We start from the raw sequence: 18,531 nt of genomic DNA, 5'->3' as shown, positions 1-18,531 counted from the left end.
GACCCGACAAACGTGCTTGCGCGGCGGGCGGTGTGCACGTGATCTGTCGTAGATGCTTCCGCCGCGACGCGGGCCGGCCGAATTCTGCGCCGAATCCTTCGACCGTGTTGCCACCCGTGAACCCGGGTCGAACAGTGGGCGGCAGACGTGGTCCATGGATGGAGGCGAACGTGGGCAACGAAAATCTTGTGCACCGGCGCTTCGAGTACTGGGTCCGCCGGCAGCCGGACGCGCTCGCCGTCGTCGACGGCGACACCAGGCTGACGTACGCCCAGTTGGACGCTCTGGCGTCGACCCTCGCGGCGCGCCTGGTCGAGCAGGGAGTCGCGATCGAGGATCCGGTCGCGGTGCAGATGGCCCGGGGTTACCGGGTCGTCGTCTCCTTCCTCGCGATCCTGAAGGCGGGCGGCTGCTACGTACCTGTCGACCCGGACTACCCCGCCGCTCGGCAGGACTTCATGAAGGACGACTGCGGCGCCGTACGGACGCTGACGGACGCGGACGTGGACGCCGCCGGGCAGGCGGCGCGGCGCACCCCACCACCGCGGGACCTGACCGGGGCGAACCTCGCCTACATCGTCTACACCTCCGGCTCGACCGGCCGCCCCAAGGGCGTCATGGTCGAGCACCGCAACGTCTGCGCGCTGATGGACGAACCGCTGCTCGGCGTCGGCCCCGGCGAACGGGTCGCGCAGAACGTGTCGATCTCGTTCGACGTCGCCGCGTTCGAGATCTGGGGCGCGCTGTGCCACGGTGGCTGCCTGGTCGTCATGTCGAGCGGGCGGTCGGTGAAGGAGTTGGCCACCGAGATCCGCTCGGTGCGCCCCGACTGGATGTTCCTCACCGCCGGGGTGTTCCACCTGATGGTCGAGCACGATCCCGACGCGCTGTCCGCCATCGGCGTCCTGCAGGCCGGCGGGGACGTGCTCGGGCCGGCCCAGTTCTGCCGTGCCGCCGTCGAACCCCGGCGCGGGCTGCTGAACGCCTACGGACCGTCGGAGACGACCGTGTACTCGGGCCTGTACCAGGCCGTGCCGGGCCAGCGGTTGGAGTCGGTGCCGATCGGGTCGGCGCCGCGCGGCGAGCACATGGTCATCGCCGGGGACGCGCCCGACGGCATGGGCGAGATCCTCATCGGGGGTGCCGGCGTGTCCCGGGGCTACCACCGCCGGCCCCGGCTGACCGCCGAGCGGTTCGTGCCGGACCCCGACGCGGCGACGCCCGGCGGGCGGCGGTACCGCACCGGCGACCTGGGCAGCGTCGCGCCGGACGGCTCGTTCCTCATCCACGGCCGGGTGGACCGGCAGGTCAAGATCCGTGGATTCCGCATCGAGCTGCCGGAGATCGAGAACGTGCTCGTCGCCCACCCGAACGTCGGCCAGGCGGCGGTGAAGGTCTTCCACGTCGGCGCCGAGAAGCGACTCGGGGCGTTCGTCGCCCCGGCGGGCACCAGCCCCGTCTCCTCCCCCGCCGTGATGGGGTGGCTGCGGGAGCGGCTCCCGGCCTACATGCTTCCCACCTACCTGCGGGTGCTCGACGAGATCCCGCTCGACCCCAACGGCAAGGTCGACCGCGCCGCCCTGCCCTACCCGTGGGCCAGGCGGGCCGAGATGGACGACCTCGACCCGTACGCGGAGCCGACCACGCCGATGGAGAAGCACCTGAGCATGGTGTGGGCGGACAACCTGCAGATCGACGAGGTCGGCCGGCATGACAACTACTTCCTGCTCGGTGGTGACTCGCTGCGCGTGATCTCGCTGCTGGCGCAGCTCGGTGAGGCTGGCTACCCGATCACCGCCGAGGAGTTCCTGGGCAACCAGACCGTCGCCGAGCTCGCGGAGTTCCTCGAGCAGTGGCCGGCCGACGGGGATCAGCCCGCGGGTGTGGCGGCCGGTGACGGCGGGACGGCCCTGCCGTGAACCGCCGTCGCGTGGCGGCCCGGCCGCGGTCCTGGGTGACCCGTCCGGTCCCCCGGCCGGATGCCGCCTTCCGCCTGTTCTGCATCCCGTACGCGGGCGCCGGTGCGACGGCCTTCCGCGGCTGGCCCGACCAGCTGGGCGAACTCGTCGACGTGGAGGTGCTGCCGATCTGCCCCCCGGGCCGCGAGCACCGGCTCGCCGAGCCGCCGCAGTTCGACATCGGCGGGTTGACCGACGGGGTCGAGGACTGGCTCGACCGGCCGTACGGGCTGTACGGGCACAGTGTCGGGGCCCGGCTGGTGTTCGAGCTGGCACGTGAGCTTCGGCGGCGTGGCCGACGTCCGCCGGCGCTGCTCGCGGTTTCCGGCTGCCCGGCGCCGCAGCTTCCGGTCCCCACCCCGGAGGACTCCGACCTCGACGACGTCGCGTTCCTGCGCCGGGTGGTCGCGTTGGGCGCGCTGCCCGACGTCGTGCTGCACGACGCGGAGTTGCGGGAACTGGTGCTGCCGCCGTTGCGCGCGGACTTCAGATATGTCGACTCCTACCGCTACCAGCCGGAGCCGCCGCTGGACGTGCTGCTGCACGCGCTCGGCGGCGACCGGGACCCGGAGGCGACCGTGGAGTCGGTGCGCGCCTGGCAGGCGCAGACGTCCGGGGCTTTCCGGTGCTCGATCGTCCCCGGCGACCACTTCTTCCTCCACAGTGCCGCACCGCGTGTGCACGCCGAACTGGCGGCGTCGATCGCCGAGTGCCTGGTGCGCCGATGACGGCGCTGTGCCTGTGGGCGGGCACGCTCGCCGGACACGGCGTCTGGACCCGGATCCGGGCCGCCGGACGGGCCGGCTTCGGCGGGCTGTCCGTCGCGCCGGTCGAGCTCGACGCCGTGGTCGCGGCCGGCGACGAACGCCGGCTGCGCGCCGAGCTGGCACGTCACGGGCTGCGGCTGGCGTGCCTGGACCCGGTCGCCGCGTGGCTGCCCGACCCGGTACCCGCGCATCCGGCCCACCGTGCCCACGCGGCGGTGTCCGCGAGCCGGTGCCTGGACCTGGCCGAACGGTTCGGCATCGACCTGGTCAATGCCATCGACGTGACGTGGCGACCGCTGCCGCCGACGGCCGCCACGCACCTCGCCGCCTTCGCGGACCGGGCGCGGCGCCGCGGCATCACGGTCACCGTCGAGGCGCAGGTGCCCTCCGGCATCGCCGACCTGCGGGCGGCGCACGAACTCTGCCGCGAGTGCGGGCCCGACGTGCGGCTGACGGTCGACAGCTGGCACTTCTTCCGAGGCCGGGCCAACCGCGCCGCCGACCTGCGGGGCCGGGCGGTGGGTGCGGTCCAGCTGTCCGACGGTGCCGCGACGCCGGCTGCGGACGCGGTCCTGGAGAGCACGACCGGGCGTCTCCTGCCGGGTGACGGCGACTTCGGGCTCGACCGGCTCCTCACCGCGATCACGATCGAACCGGGATGCCCGGTGGGCCCGGAGGTCTTCACCGCGCCGGTGCCCGAGGGGCGGGTCGACGCGGTCGCGGTCCGCGCTCACGACGCCACCCGCAACGTCCTGTTCCACGCGCCCGCCGTGGGCTGAGCCCGGCGGCCGGACAGAGTCCTGGGGGCACGCCCGGCCGGGCGTGCCCCCAGGACAGATTCGTCTGTCAGTCCCAGATGACCTTCGGCGGGTCGTCCCCGTTGGCCTCGGCGACGAGTGCGGCGTTCTTCTCCGCCTTGCCGCGCTGCGCCGGCTTGAGCTGGGTGAACGTGGTCACGGTCAACGTGTGCTCGCTGCCCCGGTATCGCCACACCCCGGCGACCTCGCCGTCGACAAGCAGCGCGCCGGGGCCGGACAGCGCCTTCCAGACCTGCTGGCGTTGCTTGCTGTCCGGCACGAGCAGGGGCCGGTCGACCTGCCGCAGATAGGGGTCGTTCGGCGGGACGAGGACCACCCCCGAGGCCTTCGGCGCATCGCGGACCGCGTCGACGAGCTCTTCCGGCAGCTCGTAGCGCTTGTTGCCGACCTGGACCTTGACCAGCTGGTCCTTCAGCTCCGACCACATCGCCGCGGTCGCCGCGACGCCACCGAGCCAGTCCCGGAACAGCGTTTTGGTGGACGGGCCGTTCACCCGCAGGTACGTCTGCAACAGTGCGAGCCGCGCATCGTCGATCCGGTGCTGGCGGCGGCGCGGCATCGGATGGAGCATCGTCGCCCGCCGCTCCTCCGGGCCGAGCACGATCTGGGCCTGCAGGCCGGCCGCGCGGAACGTCCCGTCGGGCACGTGCGTCGCCTGGCAGCGCTCGCACCAGCTCACCAGCGACTTGGGCACCTGGTCGGCCACGGCGCTGCTGGCGTCCGCCTTGGACGTGGCGCCCTTGACCACCTTGCGCAGCGCGGCGGCGACCTCCTCGACCGCCTTCACGTAGCTCGCACCGCCCTCGTCGGAGGCGTCCGGCGCCAGCGCGTCACGCACGAAATCCAGGTGGGTCACCTGGTGCGCGTGCGGTGCTCCGCGTACCGACCAGAGGCTGACGAGAGGTCCGCCCGGCTTGATCGCGTCCAGCGCAGCCGTGTTTTTGATCTTCTCGGTTCGCTGCCGCAACGACAGCTGGGCGCCGGCCTGACGGCCTCCCTGCACACCGAGCGCGAGGAGGTCGTCGAGCATCTCGTCGCGCAGGTGGCCGTCGAGGCCGTGGCGCTGCCACCGGTATCCGGTCCATTGGTCTCGGCCAAGAGTAATCGTGCCCGCCACGCTGGATATCCTACCGTTTCCCGCGGTCCGTCGACCCGGATTCCGGCGGCTGCGCGCCGGTGTCGGCGCTGGCCCCGGCAAGCAGCCCGACGGCGAGCGCGACCACCTCCGCGGCGTGCTGCTGCAGGTAGAAGTGGTCGCCGTCGAAGGTGTGCATCTCGAACCGGCCGGTGGTGACCCCGGACCAGGCGCGGACGTCGCTCGGCGGCGCCACCGCGTCCTGGTTGCCGGCGATGGCGACCACCGGGACGTCGAGGCTGCGGCGGGCGGCCGGCCGCAGGTACGTGGCGTCCAACGCGAGGTCCGAGCGGACCAGTGGGGTGAAGATCTCGCGCAGGTCGACCATCTCCAGGATTTCCGGCTCGGTCCCGCCCAGCTTCGTCAACTCCTGCCACATCTCGGCGTCGGGCAGCAGGTGGATGTCACTGTCGACCGGAACGTCGGGCGGGGTGTGCGCGGACACCACCAGGCCGTCGAGGGGCACGCCGGCCAGCCGCAGCAGGCGTGCGGTCTCGTACGCCACCGAGGAACCCATGCTGTGCCCGAACAGGACAGTCGGCGCCGGGTGCCGGCCGATCTCCTCGGCGAGGGCGGCGGCGATCTGCTCGATGCTGTCCGCGTACGGCTCGGCGAGCCGGTCGTGGCGGCCGGGGTACTGCACCGACAGGACGCTGACACCCGCCGGCGCCAGCTCCTGCCAGGACCGGAAGTAGACGGCGGTGCCGCCGGAGTGCGGGCAGCACACGATCCGTGGCCTGCCGGTGCTCGGGTCCGCACCCCGCAGCCACCGCTTGCGGGAGGTCGCGCTCGCTCTGGTCACCTTGCCAGGATGCAACCGGCCCCGGGCGTGACGGCGCGTTCCTTACGCGTTTCATTCGCGAAGGAACGTCGGATCATTCGCGAAGGAACGTCGAAGGGATGGCCCCGCGCGCCCGTCACGGCGTGCGACGGTGGGATCTGTTGGCGTCGGTGGGCAGCGCCGCCGACGAGCAGGGAGTGCCCAAGATGCAGCACATCACCGAATACGACCTGACCGCGCCGGAGACCTTCCAGCTCAACGACATCCACCAGCTGTGGCGGCGGGTGCGACGCGATGCTCCGGTCTACTGGCATCCGTACAAGGACACCGGTTTCTGGGTCCTGAGCCGCTACGAGGACGTGGTCCGCGTCTACAAGGACAACCAGCACTTCACCTCGGAGCGGGGCAGCGTGCTCGACGTCCTGCTCGCCGGAGGCGATCCGGCGGGCGGGCGCATGCTCGCGGTCACCGACGGCCGGCGGCATCGCGCGATCCGCAAGGTGATGTCGCGGTTCTTCACGCCCCGGGCGTTGTCGGCCGTCGCCGACAGCATTCGGGAGCGGACCCGGCAGATAGTCGCCGAGGCGGCCGCCCGGAACACCGTCGACTTCGCCACCGAGGTCGCCGACCGCCTTCCCATCGAGGCGATCTGCGACCTGATGGCGATCCCCGAGCGGGACCGTCCGCACCTGCTCCGCTGGAACAAGGCGGCGCTGTCCTCGGACGACCCCGACACCACCGCCCTGGACGCGCACGCCGCCCGCGCGGAGATCCTGTTCTACTTCACCGAGCTGATCGCCGACCGGCGTGCCACCCCCGGCGACGACGTCGTCAGCGCGCTGGCCGCCGTGGAGGTCGACGGGGAGCCCCTGGACGACGAGGACCTGGCGCTCAACTGCTATTCGCTCATCCTCGGCGGCGACGAGTCCACCCGCATGTCGGCGTGCTGCGCGGCGGTGCTGTTCGCGCACCACCCCGAGCAGTGGCGGCGCCTGCGCGCGGGAGCGCCGGTCGAGACGGCGGTCGAGGAGGTGCTGCGCTGGGCCACACCGTCGATGCACTTCGCGCGTACCGCGTCGGTGGATGTGCGGGTGGGCGCGGCCACCGTCCGCAAGGGCGACGTCGTCACGCTCTGGAACACCTCGGCCAACTTCGACGAGGCGCACTTCACCGACCCGGAGGTCTTCGACATCACCCGGAGCCCGAACGACCACGTCACGTTCGGTCAGGGGCACCACTACTGCCTCGGCGCGGTGATGGCGAAGCTGGAGCTGCGTTTCCTGCTGGAGGCGCTCCGCGACCAGGTGCGCGAAATCGAACTGCTGAGCGAGCCGCGGCAGGTGTACTCGAACTTCCTCTTCGGCTACAGCAGCGTGCCGAGTCGGTTGGTGCCCGCGACATGACGTCCGACGGGTTGCCCGGCGCGCCCGGGCCCCCGGCGGACGGGTCGGGTCTCCGGGGTTTGCCCACGCCGGGGTGGCGAGTCCGGCCACCGCGCGGGGACTGGCGTCGAGGAACGCCTCCTTCAGCGGCAGGCGAACCTCGAACTGCCGGTTGAGCCGGCTGATGAGCCTCGTGTACCGGATGGAGTCGCCGCCCAGGTCGAAGAAGTTGCCGTCCGGCCCGAGATCGGTCACCTGAAGCGACTCCTCGAACAGCAGGCGCACGGCGCGCTCCACCCCGTCCTCGGCCTCGTCCCGGCGCGCCGGGTCCATCGGCGCCGCGGCGGCCGCCGGCGTCGGCAGGGCACCGCGGTCGATCTTGCCGTGGACGTTTGTCGGCATCTCCGCCAGCACGGTGATGACAGCCGGGACCATGTAGCGGGGCAGCCGCCCCACCAGATACCGACGCAGCGGGTCGGAGTCGGTACGGCCCGACGCGGTGCTCACCCAGGCGACCACCGAGTCCTCCCCCGGACGAAGCTGCCGCACCGCGACCACCGCGGCCAGCACGTCCGGGTGCTGGGCCAGGGTGGCCTCGATCTCGCCCAACTCGATCCGGAACCCCCGCACCTTCACCTGGTCGTCACGCCGGCCGACGAACTGCAGTCGTCCGTCGGGCCGGCGGCAGCCGAGGTCGCCGGTCAGATACACCCGCTGTCCCCCGGCACCGCGGGGGTCGGGCCGGAAACGCTCGGCGGTCAACCGTGGGCGGCGATGGTATCCCCGTGCCACACCGCACCCGGCCACCGACAGTTCCCCGGCGGTGCCGTCGGGGACCTCGTCCAGCGACGCGTCCACCACGTCGACCCGGGCGCCGTCGAACGGCACGCCGATGTCTGCCGGGACGCCGGCGTCGAGTGGGCTGCTCACGGTGGCCCCGACCGTCGTCTCGGTGGGACCGTACCCGTTGATCAGGCGGCGGCCGGGCGCCCACGTGTCGACGATCCCCTGCGTGCAGGTGTCGCCGGTGGAGACGACCGTGCAGCCGGCCAGGAGGTCGCTGGCGCCGTCGAGGGCGCCGAGCGCCACCGGCGGCAGCGTGGCGCAGGTGATCCGGCGGCTGCGCAGCGTCTCCGCGAGCGGGTCGCCGGGCATGAGCTGCTCCGGCGGGGCCAGGTGCAGTGTGGCGCCGTGCAGCAGCGCGAGGGTGAGGTCCCAGAACGCCGCGTCGAAGCTCGGCGACGCCCACTGCAGCACCCGGTCCGACGGGCCCGCACCGACCGCCCGCCGTTGCGTCGCGGCCAGCGAGGCCATGCCCCGATGGGTGACCGCGACACCCTTCGGCCGGCCCGTCGAGCCGGACGTGTAGATCAGGTACGCGAGGTTGTCGGGGCCCAGCGGGGCTTTGCGCTCAGCCTCACGGATCACCGAGTCGTCGAGTTCCTCGGCGACGGCCGACTCGATCATCAGGACGGGGAGTCCGCCCGGCACGTCCGTGGGCTTGGGGCACAGCACGAGTCCCGGTGCCGCGTCGGACAGGATCAGGCTGACCCGTTCGGCCGGATAGGCCGGATCGATCGTGACGTACGCGCCACCGGACAGCAGCACCCCGAGGAGCCCGATCAGCCAGTCCTCGGTGCTCCGGTCGGCGACCACCGCGACGATGTCCTCCGGGCCGGTGCCCTTCGCGATGAGCCGGCGGGCGACGCGCCGCGACCGGCTCGCCAACTCGGCGTAGGTCAGGGAACGCTCCGCCCCGACCACCGCCACGGCGTCGGAGTGCCGCCGCACCACGTCCTCGAACAGATCCGCGAACGTGCACTCGGCGCGGGCGTCGGGAGGGGCGGACGGGCGGAGGTGCACAGCGGTGCTCATGCCAACTCCAGCATGTATCCGCGCCCCCAGACCGTCTTGATCTCCAGCCCGAGCGGTGCGATGCGCCGGCGCAGCCGGAGGATCCTCAGGTCGAGGGCGTTGCGGTACTGGTCCGACGGTTGGCCCCAGCCGCGCTCCACAAGCGCCTTGCGGGCCACGACGCACTGGAAGTTCTCCGCCAGCGGCGCCAGGATCGCCGCCTCGGAATCGGCCAGCGCGAGCCGTCCGGCCCGCGTGTGCAGCACGTTGTCCGGCCCGATGACGGGTACGGCTTCGTTGAGGGCCCGGTGCATCAGGCACGTCACCCGAGCGTCGACGTCCGCTTGGGGCATCGGTAGGCGCACCCAGTCCTCGATCGGATCGAGCTTCTGCGGCGGCGCGTAAGCCGACTCGACGACCCACAGGATCGGGATGCGCTCCGCGAGATAGTCAGAGCGCTTACCTTCCTCGTGGGGCCATCGCAGGAACTTGACGCCACGTCGCGGCTGGCACTGTGTCCGGCTTCGGCGATGCGCGTTCGGCTTGCTGTGCCGCCGGGATCGGTCGACTGTCGCACGCTGCCGCGACGGCGCCGTTGCCGTCATGGTTCCTTGGTCCATCTGCTGTGGTCCTCTCCAGAGCATCAATGATCAGCACTCTTCGTCCTGCACAGCACTGCACCAGAGCAACAGGCGGCGGAGCGGCCGCTCAATCACCCCGGCCGGGTAAAAACCCTCGACATCACGCCCGGATCGAAGACCGTCGACTTCCCGCGGGCCGATGCATTCACCATGATGGAACACTCGACTTGGGCTGTCCACTCGGGACGCAACTTCTGCCGCTCGACTTATCAGAAATCCGCCGGTTGCCGGCGGCGCCACTCTCGCGTCGACCAGGTCGGAGGTGGCTGAGCACTGCGGCGACGCTGAGGTATGCCCGAATCATCGACCTTTGACAGTCACGCCGGTTCTGACTGTTACACGACGCGCGTCACCTTCGGCCGACCATTCACATGCTGAACGAATGTTCATCCCAACGGTGGTCGCCTCCATTTGCGGACAGCGCGACACCGGCGGGTCAAGGTCGATGGGAAGGAAGCGACAATCCCGGAGCGGCGCCGCGGGCAGGCCGGGGCGAGCGCCGGGCCCGCAATGGGGTGACGAGGGGCGCGTGCCTTACCACGGGGACGGCCGCGCAGGCCCGCCCGACGAGGGACGGGACCGCGACCGACCGGGGTGACGTTGCGACCTCGCGCGGCGTCGAACGGCAGCCGCTGCCGGACATCGAGCAGCTCGCCACCGGGGACGACCTGCTACGACAGCGACCCGGGCGACCGACCGCAGAGACAGGTCGACGCCCGGGTCCCGATCGGAGAACCCGCCTGACGCCCGGCCCGAGCCGGATGCGCCACGTGTTGTCCCTGCCCACGTCGAGCAGGGCGGAAAGACGGCCGGGTGGGCCCCCCGCCGACTGACCGGTCTCGTGGGAGAACTGTCCGCCGAGGGGCCCCGCCCCGACGTCGAACGTCACCGGGCGAGCCGCATCGGTCCGTCGCGCACGTCAGCCGCCGACCGTTGCCGAGAGCGCCTCGCCTATCGGCTCCGCCGCGCGTACAACGCGGTGGCGAGAGGTGCGAACACCGCCAGGATCCCCACCGACCAGATAAACGACTGGAGCGCCGCAGAACCGAATTCGCCTCGCTCGAACGCGTCCCGGAGCGCATTCACCGTCACCGTCACCGGACTGTGGTCGGCATACACGCGAAGCCACCCCGGCATCGAGTCCGTGGGCACGAAAGCGGAACTGATAAAGGCGAACGGGAACAGCCAGAACGTGCCCGCCGACGAGGCGGCCTCGGCATTCGGCGCGGTCAGGCCCAACACCGCGCCGAGCCAGGAGAACGCGCATCCGAACAGGAGCAGCAGCGCGAACCCGGCGACCGCCGCGTCAAGCCCGCCCTTGAACCGGAACCCGATCACCAGCCCCATCACGATCATCACGACGACCGCGACCAGCGTACGGATGACCTCCGAGAGCGTCCGCCCCACCAGGACCGACGAACGCGTCATGGGCATGGAGCGAAAACGGTCGATGATCCCGCGCTGCATGTCCTCGGCCAACGTCACAGTGGTCGCCGCCACGGAGGAGAACAGCACCATCATCACGAAGATGCCCGGCATGAGGAACTGGCGGTACCCGGAACCGCCGACGTTGATGGCGCCGCCGAACACGTAGGCGAACAGCACGATGAACATCAGCGGCTGCACGACGGCGTACATCACCAGCTCCGGCGTCCGCTGGATCCGCCGAAGGTTGCGCAGGGCCATCTGCCAGGCGTCCGAGAGCCACCATCGTGGGCTCGTCGAGGCCGCGTCGGTCCGGATCGCGGGGCCGGACGCGAACACCTGATCCATCGAGACCATCAGTCCTCCCTCGATCCAGCGGTCACCGTGTCACGCCGCACAGCCGCACCTTCGGGCCGCTGCCCGGCACCTTGCGACCCGCCCTTCCCCTCGTCCGCCGGGTCGCCTGTGGAGACGGGATGGCCGGTCAGGCGCAGGAACACCGTGTCAAGCGTCGGCCGGCGCACCCCGACATCGGCGACGCCGATCGACCGCTCGCGAAGCTCGACGAGCATCTCGGGCAGATCGTCGAGGCCGTGTTCCAGCACGTCCACCGTGACCGCCGCACGGTGCTGCTCGTTCTCCGCGGGCCGGGCACCGAACTTGGCCAGGGCCTCGACCGCGGCATCACGATCGGCGCCGTCGACGAGGACGAGCTCCAGGTACTCACCGCCGATTTGCGCCTTCAGCTCACTCGCCGTGCCGCTGGCCACCAGCTTGCCGTGATCGATCACCGCGATCGAGTCGGCCAGTTGGTCGGCCTCCTCCAGGTACTGCGTCGTGAGCAGGACAGTCGTCCCCGCGGTTCGCAGCTGGCCGATGACGTCCCACATCGCCAGCCGGCTGCGCGTGTCCAGCCCTGTGGTCGGTTCGTCGAGGATCAACAGGCGGGGCCGGGCCATCAGGCTCGCGGCCAGGTCCAGCCTGCGGCGCATCCCACCCGAGTAGGTCTTGACCTGGCGGTGCGCCGCGTCGGAAAGATCGAAGACCTCGAGGAGCTGATCCGCCCGGGCGCTCGCCTCCCGCGCGCCGAGCCGGTGGAGCCGGCCGATCAGCCGAAGGTTCTCCGCACCCGTGAGAATCTCGTCAACCGCCGAGAACTGCCCGGTCAGGCCGATCGCCGCCCGTACCCGGTTCGACTGTTTGACGACGTCAGCGCCGAACACCGTCGCACTTCCGCTGTCCGGCCGTAGCAGCGTCGACACGATGCGCACCGCGGTCGTCTTGCCTGCCCCGTTCGGCCCCAGCAGCCCAACCACTGAAGCCTCGGGCACCACAAGATCGAGACCATCCAATGCCGCCGTGTCCCCGAACCGCTTTCGCAGTCCGTCCAGCACGATTGCATCACTCATGTACGTATCTAACGTGATTCCGGCGGCCCGGCGCCCAGTTCTTTCAAAAACGTGTCGACGACGGACGCCCGGTCCGTCACGCCCGCCGGAGAGGGGGACGTTTCGCCTGCTCGCGGCCCTCGGGCGAGCCGATCGTCACGCCACTTCGGACGGCGTGCCCCGCGGGTGGCAGGTAGCCCCCGGCTGGACGTCGTGGGAGCACAGCAGGCACCACATCGACGGCACCGTCTCGTGGACCGTGGCCCCGAAGACGACCGGGTTCGCGTCGGCAGCCCGAGCCGCCGACCGCGCGAAGTATCTGATGGCCCACACGTCCCGGTCAGCCGGCCAGGACCTGAGCTGGGCCTGGACAGCGACACCGGCATCGTCGTCCAGCCACCAGAACTCGGTCGGGCCGGTCGCTTCGGGTACGCGCTGCGGTAGACGCCGCTCGTCCACCACCGGGACCACCTCACGCGGTGTATGGCAGGTTAAGGTGCGATGGGGCCAGCCGCCGACCGCCGCGAGCAGGGCGTGGCCCTCCAGGCGCTGGTCGACGGAGCGGTCGATCACCCGGTAGGACCACTGGCCGGGTCCCATGGCGGTGCGGCCGTCGGCCAAGATGTCGAGGTCCCAGGTCCAGTCGCCGTCCAGGATCCCGGAGAAGGCCGGCCCGAGCGGGCCGCAGTGAGCCACCACGTCGCCGGCGAGGCCGTACTCCATGCCGTTGGAGCCGACGACCGGATACCACAGTCCCCCGAAGCGCTCCTCGAACCTGACCATCGCATCGATCAACTCGTCGGGCGCCGCCTCGGTCCGTTCGTCGACGCGCAGGACGGCCGTCGAACGGATGTCGGTAGCGGCCATGCGCGGCATCCGGCGGCGGGACCGCCGGGCGAGAACCGACCGAGCGCGCGCGGACAAGGCCGGATCATCAAGGACGTATATTCGGCAATCTATCACCGCCGCTCCCCCACCGGCCCGCCCGGAACCCGTCGACGTGGGTCGCGCGACCCGTCCCGGACAGGGCATAGTGGCCCGCGGCGCCATCGACCGGTGTTGCCTGTGCTCCTGGAGAAGGTGGTGGGAAGTGACGACGCGCTCATCTGTCCGATGGACCCGGGCGGCCGCGTTCATCACGCTGGCCGCCGGGGCGCTCGCGGTGCCGGCGGCACCCGCGACGGCCGCCCCGGAAACCGTCCGCATCCTGAGCGTGTCCGCGGAGAACGTGAAACCCCAGGAGACGGTACGCGTGCAGTTCCGCGTCACCAACACCGGACGCCGGCCCGAGACGGCCATCGTGGTGGTCGGCGGCGGCCTGCGGTGCACCTCCGGCTGCCGGGCGGAGCCGAGGCTCAAATCCGGCCAGAGCCAGACCCTCGACGCGACGCTCGTCGCCCCCGACGCACGCCCCGGCGAGACGACAGGCCTCAACATCTCGGTCGGCGTGCGCCTCGGCGGGCAGAACAGCTACGCCTACAAGATGGTCTACGTCCACGGCCCGGTCGCGTCGCCGTCGGGCGGGGCCACGCCGGCGGCCGGGGTGCGCGGGGTCTCCGGTCAGGTCCGCGACGCCGACGGAAAGGCGATCGGCGGCGTGGACCTGACCATCCGCGACAGCGCCGGGCACGAGTACCGGACGACAAGCAGCCGCAGCGGCCAGTTCTCGATCACGTCCAGCGCCGGCAGGACGATCGCCGCGGGAACCATCACGGTCCGCGCGGCCATGGACGGCTACCGCACCGTTCGCGCGACCGTACGGGGCAGCGCCGGTGCCGTCGCGGCCGTACGGCTGACCCTCCCCGCGGTGGCGGCACCCACCACGGCGCCGCCGACGTCGCCGTCACCCACCGCGGAGGCGAGCCCGCTCGACCCGGCAGACGACGACACGCCCGCGGCGGCGGCACCGCCCACGCTCAAGGCCGCCGGTGACGACGGCGGCAGTTCGTCGTTCTTCCTGCTGGGCGGCCTGCTGGTCGCCGCCGGACTGGGCGCGCTCGCGCTGCTGGTGATGCGCCGCAGAAACGCGCCGAACCCGGACACGGAGGCGGAGGCGGAGGTCGTCCCGATGCCGCACCTGTTCGCGCCGCCCGGTGGTGGCATGGCCGACGCCCCGACCGCGGTGCTGCACCTCGGCCCGGTGGGCGGCGGATTCCCGGGTTCGCACGGCGCACCCCCGCAGGGTGGCATCCACCCCGACGGCCACCGGGGTTGAGAGGTCGACGAACGCCCCGGCGCCTCCCTTACAGGTAGACCGTTCGTGGCCTGGTCCCGGGTTCTTCCAGCCTGGTGGAGGTGGAGGTGCAAGGATGGGTGACGTGGGAACCCTGAAAACCTCTGCCCCTGCTGTCTCACCGCTCGCCGGTGAGCCGATCAAGCGTGCCGACGCCGAGCGGCTCGCGGGAGTGCTGAAGGCCGTCGCCGACCCGGCGCGGCTACGGCTGCTCAGCCTGATCCAGTCCGCTCCCGACGGCGAGGCGTCCGTCAGCGACCTCACCGCGCCGCTCGGCCTCTCCCAGCCGACCGTGAGTCATCACCTCCGGATCCTCACCGAGGCCGGGCTGCTCGAACGGGAGAAGCGCGGGGTCTGGGCCTACTACCGCCTGGTGCCGTCCGCGATCGCGGCGATCGCCGAGCTGTTGACGCCGCCCCGCAAGCGGGCGACCAAGAAGGCCCGCTGAGCCTCACGCTGAAGGGCGCGGCACCTGCCGTGCCGGCAACGGCGTCCGTGGCCGGCCGACCACCGAACGGCTCGTGCCGCACCCGTTGGCGCGAGCGGCGCCCGTGTCCATCGAACCGGGCGCCAGGCCGACGCCGACGGCGAGGCACGGCTCACGCCGAGCCGGTGAAGATGTCGTACTCCCTGCCGTTGTTCGTCGCCGTGAGCCGGGCGACCGGCTCGAACCCGAGTGACCGCACCACCTTCCGCGCACGGACGTTGAAGGCCGCGATCGTCATCCGGAACGCCGGCGGCGCGAACCGCTCGGCCCCGAACGCCAGCCCCACGCTGACCGCCTCCCGTCCCAGCCCGCGCCCGGCAAGATCCGGCCGTAGGGCGGCGGGTACCGCCAGGTGACGACGTCAGCCGCGTACTGCGCCGTCATCGGAACAATGCGCATCGACACAGTGCAACGGCAGCCCAGCCGGCGGTCAAGCCAAAAATCGACTGCCCGGCAACGGAGACCTATGTTCAGGACGACGGGCCGACGGAGGCGCGAGCATGATCGGGACCTTGGTCGAGAACGGTCTCAGGGCGTGACGCCGCTCGACCCGCCCGGAGAGCCGCTTCGCTCAGGAGGGAGAGGTCATGAAGGGAACAGTGCGCCAACGGCCCGGACATCGTCTCCACCCGGGCAGTCACCGTCGACGCGCCACCGGAAGCGGTCTGGCCCTGGTGCTGGGCATCAAGCAGCGCGCGGAAGGCGCGTCATGAACGTGCCCGGCCGTGCGTGGCGTCGGTCGCCACCGGAGGCCGAAGGTCCCTCGGCTTGCGGCCTGCGGCCCCGAGTGGCCGGACTGCGCTGGGCATAACGTAGGTCCCGACAAGACGAGATCTGCGAAAGGAACCACCGTGACCGCGGCCGTATCCGAACTCCGTACGCTCGTCGAGCTCGACGACACCGAACTCGCTCGTCTGGACGCGTGGTGGCGGGCGAACAACTATTTGACCATCGGGCAGATCTACCTCCAGGGCAACCCGCTGCTACGCGAACCCCTGTCGGCCGAGCACATCAAGCCCCGCCTGCTCGGCCACTGGGGAACCAGCCCTGGCCTGTCGCTGATCTACGCGCACGCCTCCCGGCTGATCCGGCACACCGGACAGCAGGCGATCTACCTGGCCGGTCCGGGGCACGGCGGCCCGGCACTGGTGGCCGCCGGCTATCTGGAAGGCACCTACAGCGAGATCTACCCGGACGTCAGCCAGGACGAGGCCGGGATGCTGCGCCTGTTCCGGCAGTTCTCCAGCCCGGGCGGCATTCCGTCGCACGTGTCGGTGACCACGCCCGGCTCCATCCACGAGGGTGGCGAGCTGGGCTACGTCCTGGTCCACGCGTTCGGCGCGGTCATGGACAACCCGGACCTGCTGGCCATCGCGGTGGTAGGCGACGGTGAGGCCGAGACCGGCCCCCTCGAAGGCTCCTGGAAGGGCGTGTCCTTCCTCAACCCCGAACGCGACGGCGCGGTCCTGCCGATCCTGCACCTCAACGACGCCAAGATCGCCGGCCCCACCGTGCTGGGCCGCAAGGATCCCGAGGAGGTACGCGCCCTGCTGCGTGGCCACGGCTACGACGTCATCGAGGTCGAGGGCTCCGACCTGCCCGGCATGCACCACCGCTTCGCCGCCGCCCTCGCCACCGCCTGGACGAGGATCCGCGACATCCAGACCGCCGCCCGTGACGGTTCCTGGGACGGCACCCGCCCGACCTGGCCGCTGATCATCCTGCGGTCACCGAAGGGCTGGACCGGGCCGGACTCCGTCGACGGGATCACCGTCACCGGGACGTGGCGGTCACACCAGGTGCCGCTGTCCGGCGTCAAGGACAACCCGGAGCATCTCGCCCTGCTCGAACGCTGGCTCAAGTCGTACCGCCCGGAGGAGCTGTTCGATTCCGCCGGCGCGCCCGTCGCGGCGATCCGGGACCAGGCCCCCGACGGTGACCTGCGGATGAGTGCCAGCCCGCACGCCAACGGCGGGGTGCTGACCCGGGATCTGGACCTGCCGGACTTCCGCTCCTACGCGATCGACGTGTCCCGCCCGGCGCAGCAGCGGGCCGAGTCGACGCGCAAGCTGGGCGAGATGATGCGTGACATCTACGCCCGCAACGCCGACCGGTTCCGGTTGTTCTGTCCTGACGAGACCAACAGCAACCGCCTCGGCAGCGTCTTCGAGGTCTCCGACCGCGCCTTCATGGAGCGGGTGACCCCGGAGGATGTGGCGATCAGCCGCGACGGCCGGGTCATGGAGGTGCTCAGCGAGCACAACTGCCACGGTTGGCTGGAGGGCTACAACCTGACCGGCCGGCACGGCATGTTCGCCACCTACGAGGCGTTCGCCATGGTCAGCGCCTCGCAGACCGTGCAGCACGGCAAGTGGCTGCAGGAGGCCAAGCACCTGCCGTGGCGCGAGAAGGTGCCCAGCCTCAACGTGCTGCTCACCTCGACAGCGTGGCGCAACGACCACAACGGCTTCTCCCACCAGGGGCCGGGCCTGATCCAGGTGGTGCTCACCCAACGCGGCGACGTCGCCCGGGTCTACCTGCCGCCGGACGCCAACACCCTGCTGTCGGTGGCCGACCACTGCTTCCGGTCCCGGTCGTACATCAACCTGATCGTGATCGACAAGCAGCCGCAGCTGCAGTACCTGTCCATGGACGAGGCGATCGAACACTGCGCCCGCGGGGCGGGGATCTGGGAGTGGGCCGGCACCGACGACGGCACCAGCGACCCCGACATCGTCCTCGCCTGCGCCGGCGACGTCGTCACCATGGAGACGGTCGCGGCGGCGCAGATCCTGCGCGACCGGCTGCCCGGCCTGAAGGTCCGCGTGGTCAACGTGGTCAACCTGATGACCCTGGTCCGACCCAAGGACCACCCGCACGGCATGAGCGAGACCCTGTTCACCGAGCTGTTCACCGACGACGTCGACGTGGTGTTCTCCTTCCACGGCTACCCCGGCGCGATCCACCAGCTCGTGCACGGCCGCCCGGACGCGGACCGGTTCCGCGTCCGCGGCTTCATCGAGCAGGGCACGACCACCACCCCGTTCGACATGACCGTGCGCAACAAGGCATCGCGGTACCACCTCGTGATGGACGCCATCAACAACGCCAGGCGCCTCCCGCGCGGCGCCGCGGAACTCAAGGCGTGGTGCCAGAGTCAGCTCGACCGCCACGAGACGTACGTGGTGGAGCACCTGGAGGACATGCCCGAGGTCCGCGACTGGACGCTCGGCGACTGGGCCGCACGCGGCTGAGCCGCACCGGGACGGTGGCGTCAGCCCGGGGTTGACGCCGCCGTCCACCGTCATGTTGTCGTGGCCGACGCCGCGCAGCAGGTCGATCGCGGTCGCCCGGATCTGTCCGACGATCATGGTGACCGGAAGCGGCGGATCGGTCCGCAGTAGGCCCGCGGCGATCCGTACCGCCTCCAGGGCCGCCGCGTCGGCCCGGTCCGCGTGCCGGTCGGCGTCGGCGCCGCTGAGGTCGTCGGCGATGGCGTCCACGGCCGACCGTACGGCGGCGGTCAGCGCGCCGATCGCGGCGGCCAGATCCGGCGGTGTGGCGGTGTGCCGGCGGGTCAGGGTCACGCCGGCCCGGGCCAGCACCCGGATGTTGCGGGCGGCGTAGTCGAGCTGCCGCAGCGTCGCCTCCACCTCGACGAG

General features: G+C 71.3%; 14 protein-coding genes and 1 pseudogene. 7 read left to right on the top strand and 8 right to left on the bottom strand.

Annotation, left to right across the window (positions count from 1 at the left end):
- The first annotated feature begins 170 nt into the window (after positions 1–170).
- From ACLQ2X_RS00305 to ACLQ2X_RS00295, 3 genes are read left to right on the top strand one after another with little or no spacing between them, the layout of a single operon-like run.
- Complete coding sequence (locus ACLQ2X_RS00305) at positions 171–1,919, top strand: non-ribosomal peptide synthetase (RefSeq protein WP_425678838.1); 1,749 nt, start codon at positions 171–173, stop codon at positions 1,917–1,919.
- A 35-nt stretch (positions 1,920–1,954) separates the two neighbouring features.
- Positions 1,955–2,686 carry a thioesterase II family protein gene (locus ACLQ2X_RS00300; protein ID WP_425678837.1) on the top strand — a complete coding sequence of 244 codons (732 nt, stop codon included), beginning with the start codon at positions 1,955–1,957 and terminating at the stop codon, positions 2,684–2,686.
- A complete protein-coding gene (locus tag ACLQ2X_RS00295; protein WP_425678836.1) occupies positions 2,683–3,504 on the top strand; it encodes a sugar phosphate isomerase/epimerase family protein in 822 nt (273 codons plus the stop codon). The genes ACLQ2X_RS00300 and ACLQ2X_RS00295 overlap by 4 nt, the downstream gene beginning before the upstream one ends.
- A 67-nt stretch (positions 3,505–3,571) precedes the next feature.
- On the opposite strand, the gene ACLQ2X_RS00290 is transcribed toward ACLQ2X_RS00295, so the two are convergent.
- Both ACLQ2X_RS00290 and ACLQ2X_RS00285 read right to left on the bottom strand, forming a co-directional pair.
- The gene (locus tag ACLQ2X_RS00290) at positions 3,572–4,660 is read right to left on the bottom strand and encodes a DNA glycosylase AlkZ-like family protein (RefSeq protein ID WP_425678835.1); all 1,089 of its coding nucleotides are present in this window, start codon (positions 4,658–4,660) and stop codon (positions 3,572–3,574) included.
- Between the two features lie 10 nt (positions 4,661–4,670).
- The gene (locus ACLQ2X_RS00285) at positions 4,671–5,480 is read right to left on the bottom strand and encodes a thioesterase II family protein (protein ID WP_425678834.1); all 810 of its coding nucleotides are present in this window, start codon (positions 5,478–5,480) and stop codon (positions 4,671–4,673) included.
- Between the two features lie 98 nt (positions 5,481–5,578).
- On the opposite strand from ACLQ2X_RS00285, the gene ACLQ2X_RS00280 reads away from it, so the two are divergent.
- Positions 5,579–6,862, top strand: a complete 1,284-nt coding sequence (locus ACLQ2X_RS00280; RefSeq protein WP_425679519.1) for a cytochrome P450 — start codon at positions 5,579–5,581, stop codon at positions 6,860–6,862.
- 93 nt (positions 6,863–6,955) lie between these two features.
- Here the strand turns inward: ACLQ2X_RS00280 and ACLQ2X_RS00275 are convergent.
- From ACLQ2X_RS00275 to ACLQ2X_RS00255, 5 genes and pseudogenes are all read right to left on the bottom strand, one after another.
- Positions 6,956–8,716, bottom strand: a pseudogene (locus ACLQ2X_RS00275) (non-ribosomal peptide synthetase); the annotation flags it as partial.
- The gene (locus ACLQ2X_RS00270; RefSeq protein ID WP_425678833.1) at positions 8,713–9,315 is read right to left on the bottom strand and encodes a helix-turn-helix domain-containing protein; all 603 of its coding nucleotides are present in this window, start codon (positions 9,313–9,315) and stop codon (positions 8,713–8,715) included. The gene ACLQ2X_RS00270 and the pseudogene ACLQ2X_RS00275, both read right to left, overlap by 4 nt.
- 972 nt (positions 9,316–10,287) lie before the next feature.
- A complete protein-coding gene (locus ACLQ2X_RS00265) occupies positions 10,288–11,118 on the bottom strand; it encodes an ABC transporter permease (protein ID WP_425678832.1) in 831 nt (276 codons plus the stop codon).
- Positions 11,118–12,170, bottom strand: coding sequence for an ATP-binding cassette domain-containing protein (locus ACLQ2X_RS00260; protein WP_425678831.1), 1,053 nt, complete (start codon positions 12,168–12,170; stop codon positions 11,118–11,120). Before ACLQ2X_RS00260 ends, ACLQ2X_RS00265 begins: the two co-directional genes overlap by 1 nt.
- A gap of 135 nt (positions 12,171–12,305) precedes the next feature.
- Positions 12,306–13,016, bottom strand: coding sequence for a hypothetical protein (locus tag ACLQ2X_RS00255; RefSeq protein ID WP_425678830.1), 711 nt, complete (start codon positions 13,014–13,016; stop codon positions 12,306–12,308).
- A gap of 223 nt (positions 13,017–13,239) precedes the next feature.
- Between ACLQ2X_RS00255 and ACLQ2X_RS00250 the strand changes: the two genes are divergently transcribed.
- Positions 13,240–14,364, top strand: coding sequence for a carboxypeptidase-like regulatory domain-containing protein (locus ACLQ2X_RS00250; protein ID WP_425678829.1), 1,125 nt, complete (start codon positions 13,240–13,242; stop codon positions 14,362–14,364).
- A gap of 94 nt (positions 14,365–14,458) precedes the next feature.
- Complete coding sequence (locus ACLQ2X_RS00245; protein WP_425678828.1) at positions 14,459–14,830, top strand: ArsR/SmtB family transcription factor; 372 nt, start codon at positions 14,459–14,461, stop codon at positions 14,828–14,830.
- Positions 14,831–14,981: 151 nt separating this feature from the next.
- Here the strand turns inward: ACLQ2X_RS00245 and ACLQ2X_RS00240 are convergent, their stop codons facing one another.
- Positions 14,982–15,221, bottom strand: a complete 240-nt coding sequence (locus ACLQ2X_RS00240; protein WP_425679518.1) for a GNAT family N-acetyltransferase — start codon at positions 15,219–15,221, stop codon at positions 14,982–14,984.
- Between the two features lie 499 nt (positions 15,222–15,720).
- On the opposite strand from ACLQ2X_RS00240, the gene ACLQ2X_RS00235 reads away from it, so the two are divergent.
- Positions 15,721–18,123, top strand: a complete 2,403-nt coding sequence (locus tag ACLQ2X_RS00235; RefSeq protein ID WP_425678827.1) for a phosphoketolase family protein — start codon at positions 15,721–15,723, stop codon at positions 18,121–18,123.
- The last annotated feature ends 408 nt before the right edge of the window (positions 18,124–18,531 follow it).

This window comes from Micromonospora sp. DT31 (assembly GCF_049841795.1).
In the GTDB taxonomy this organism is placed as follows: Bacteria; Actinomycetota; Actinomycetes; order Mycobacteriales; family Micromonosporaceae; genus Micromonospora.
Note: the sequence above shows the minus strand (reverse complement) of the source record. Positions and strands in the feature narration are given on the sequence as shown.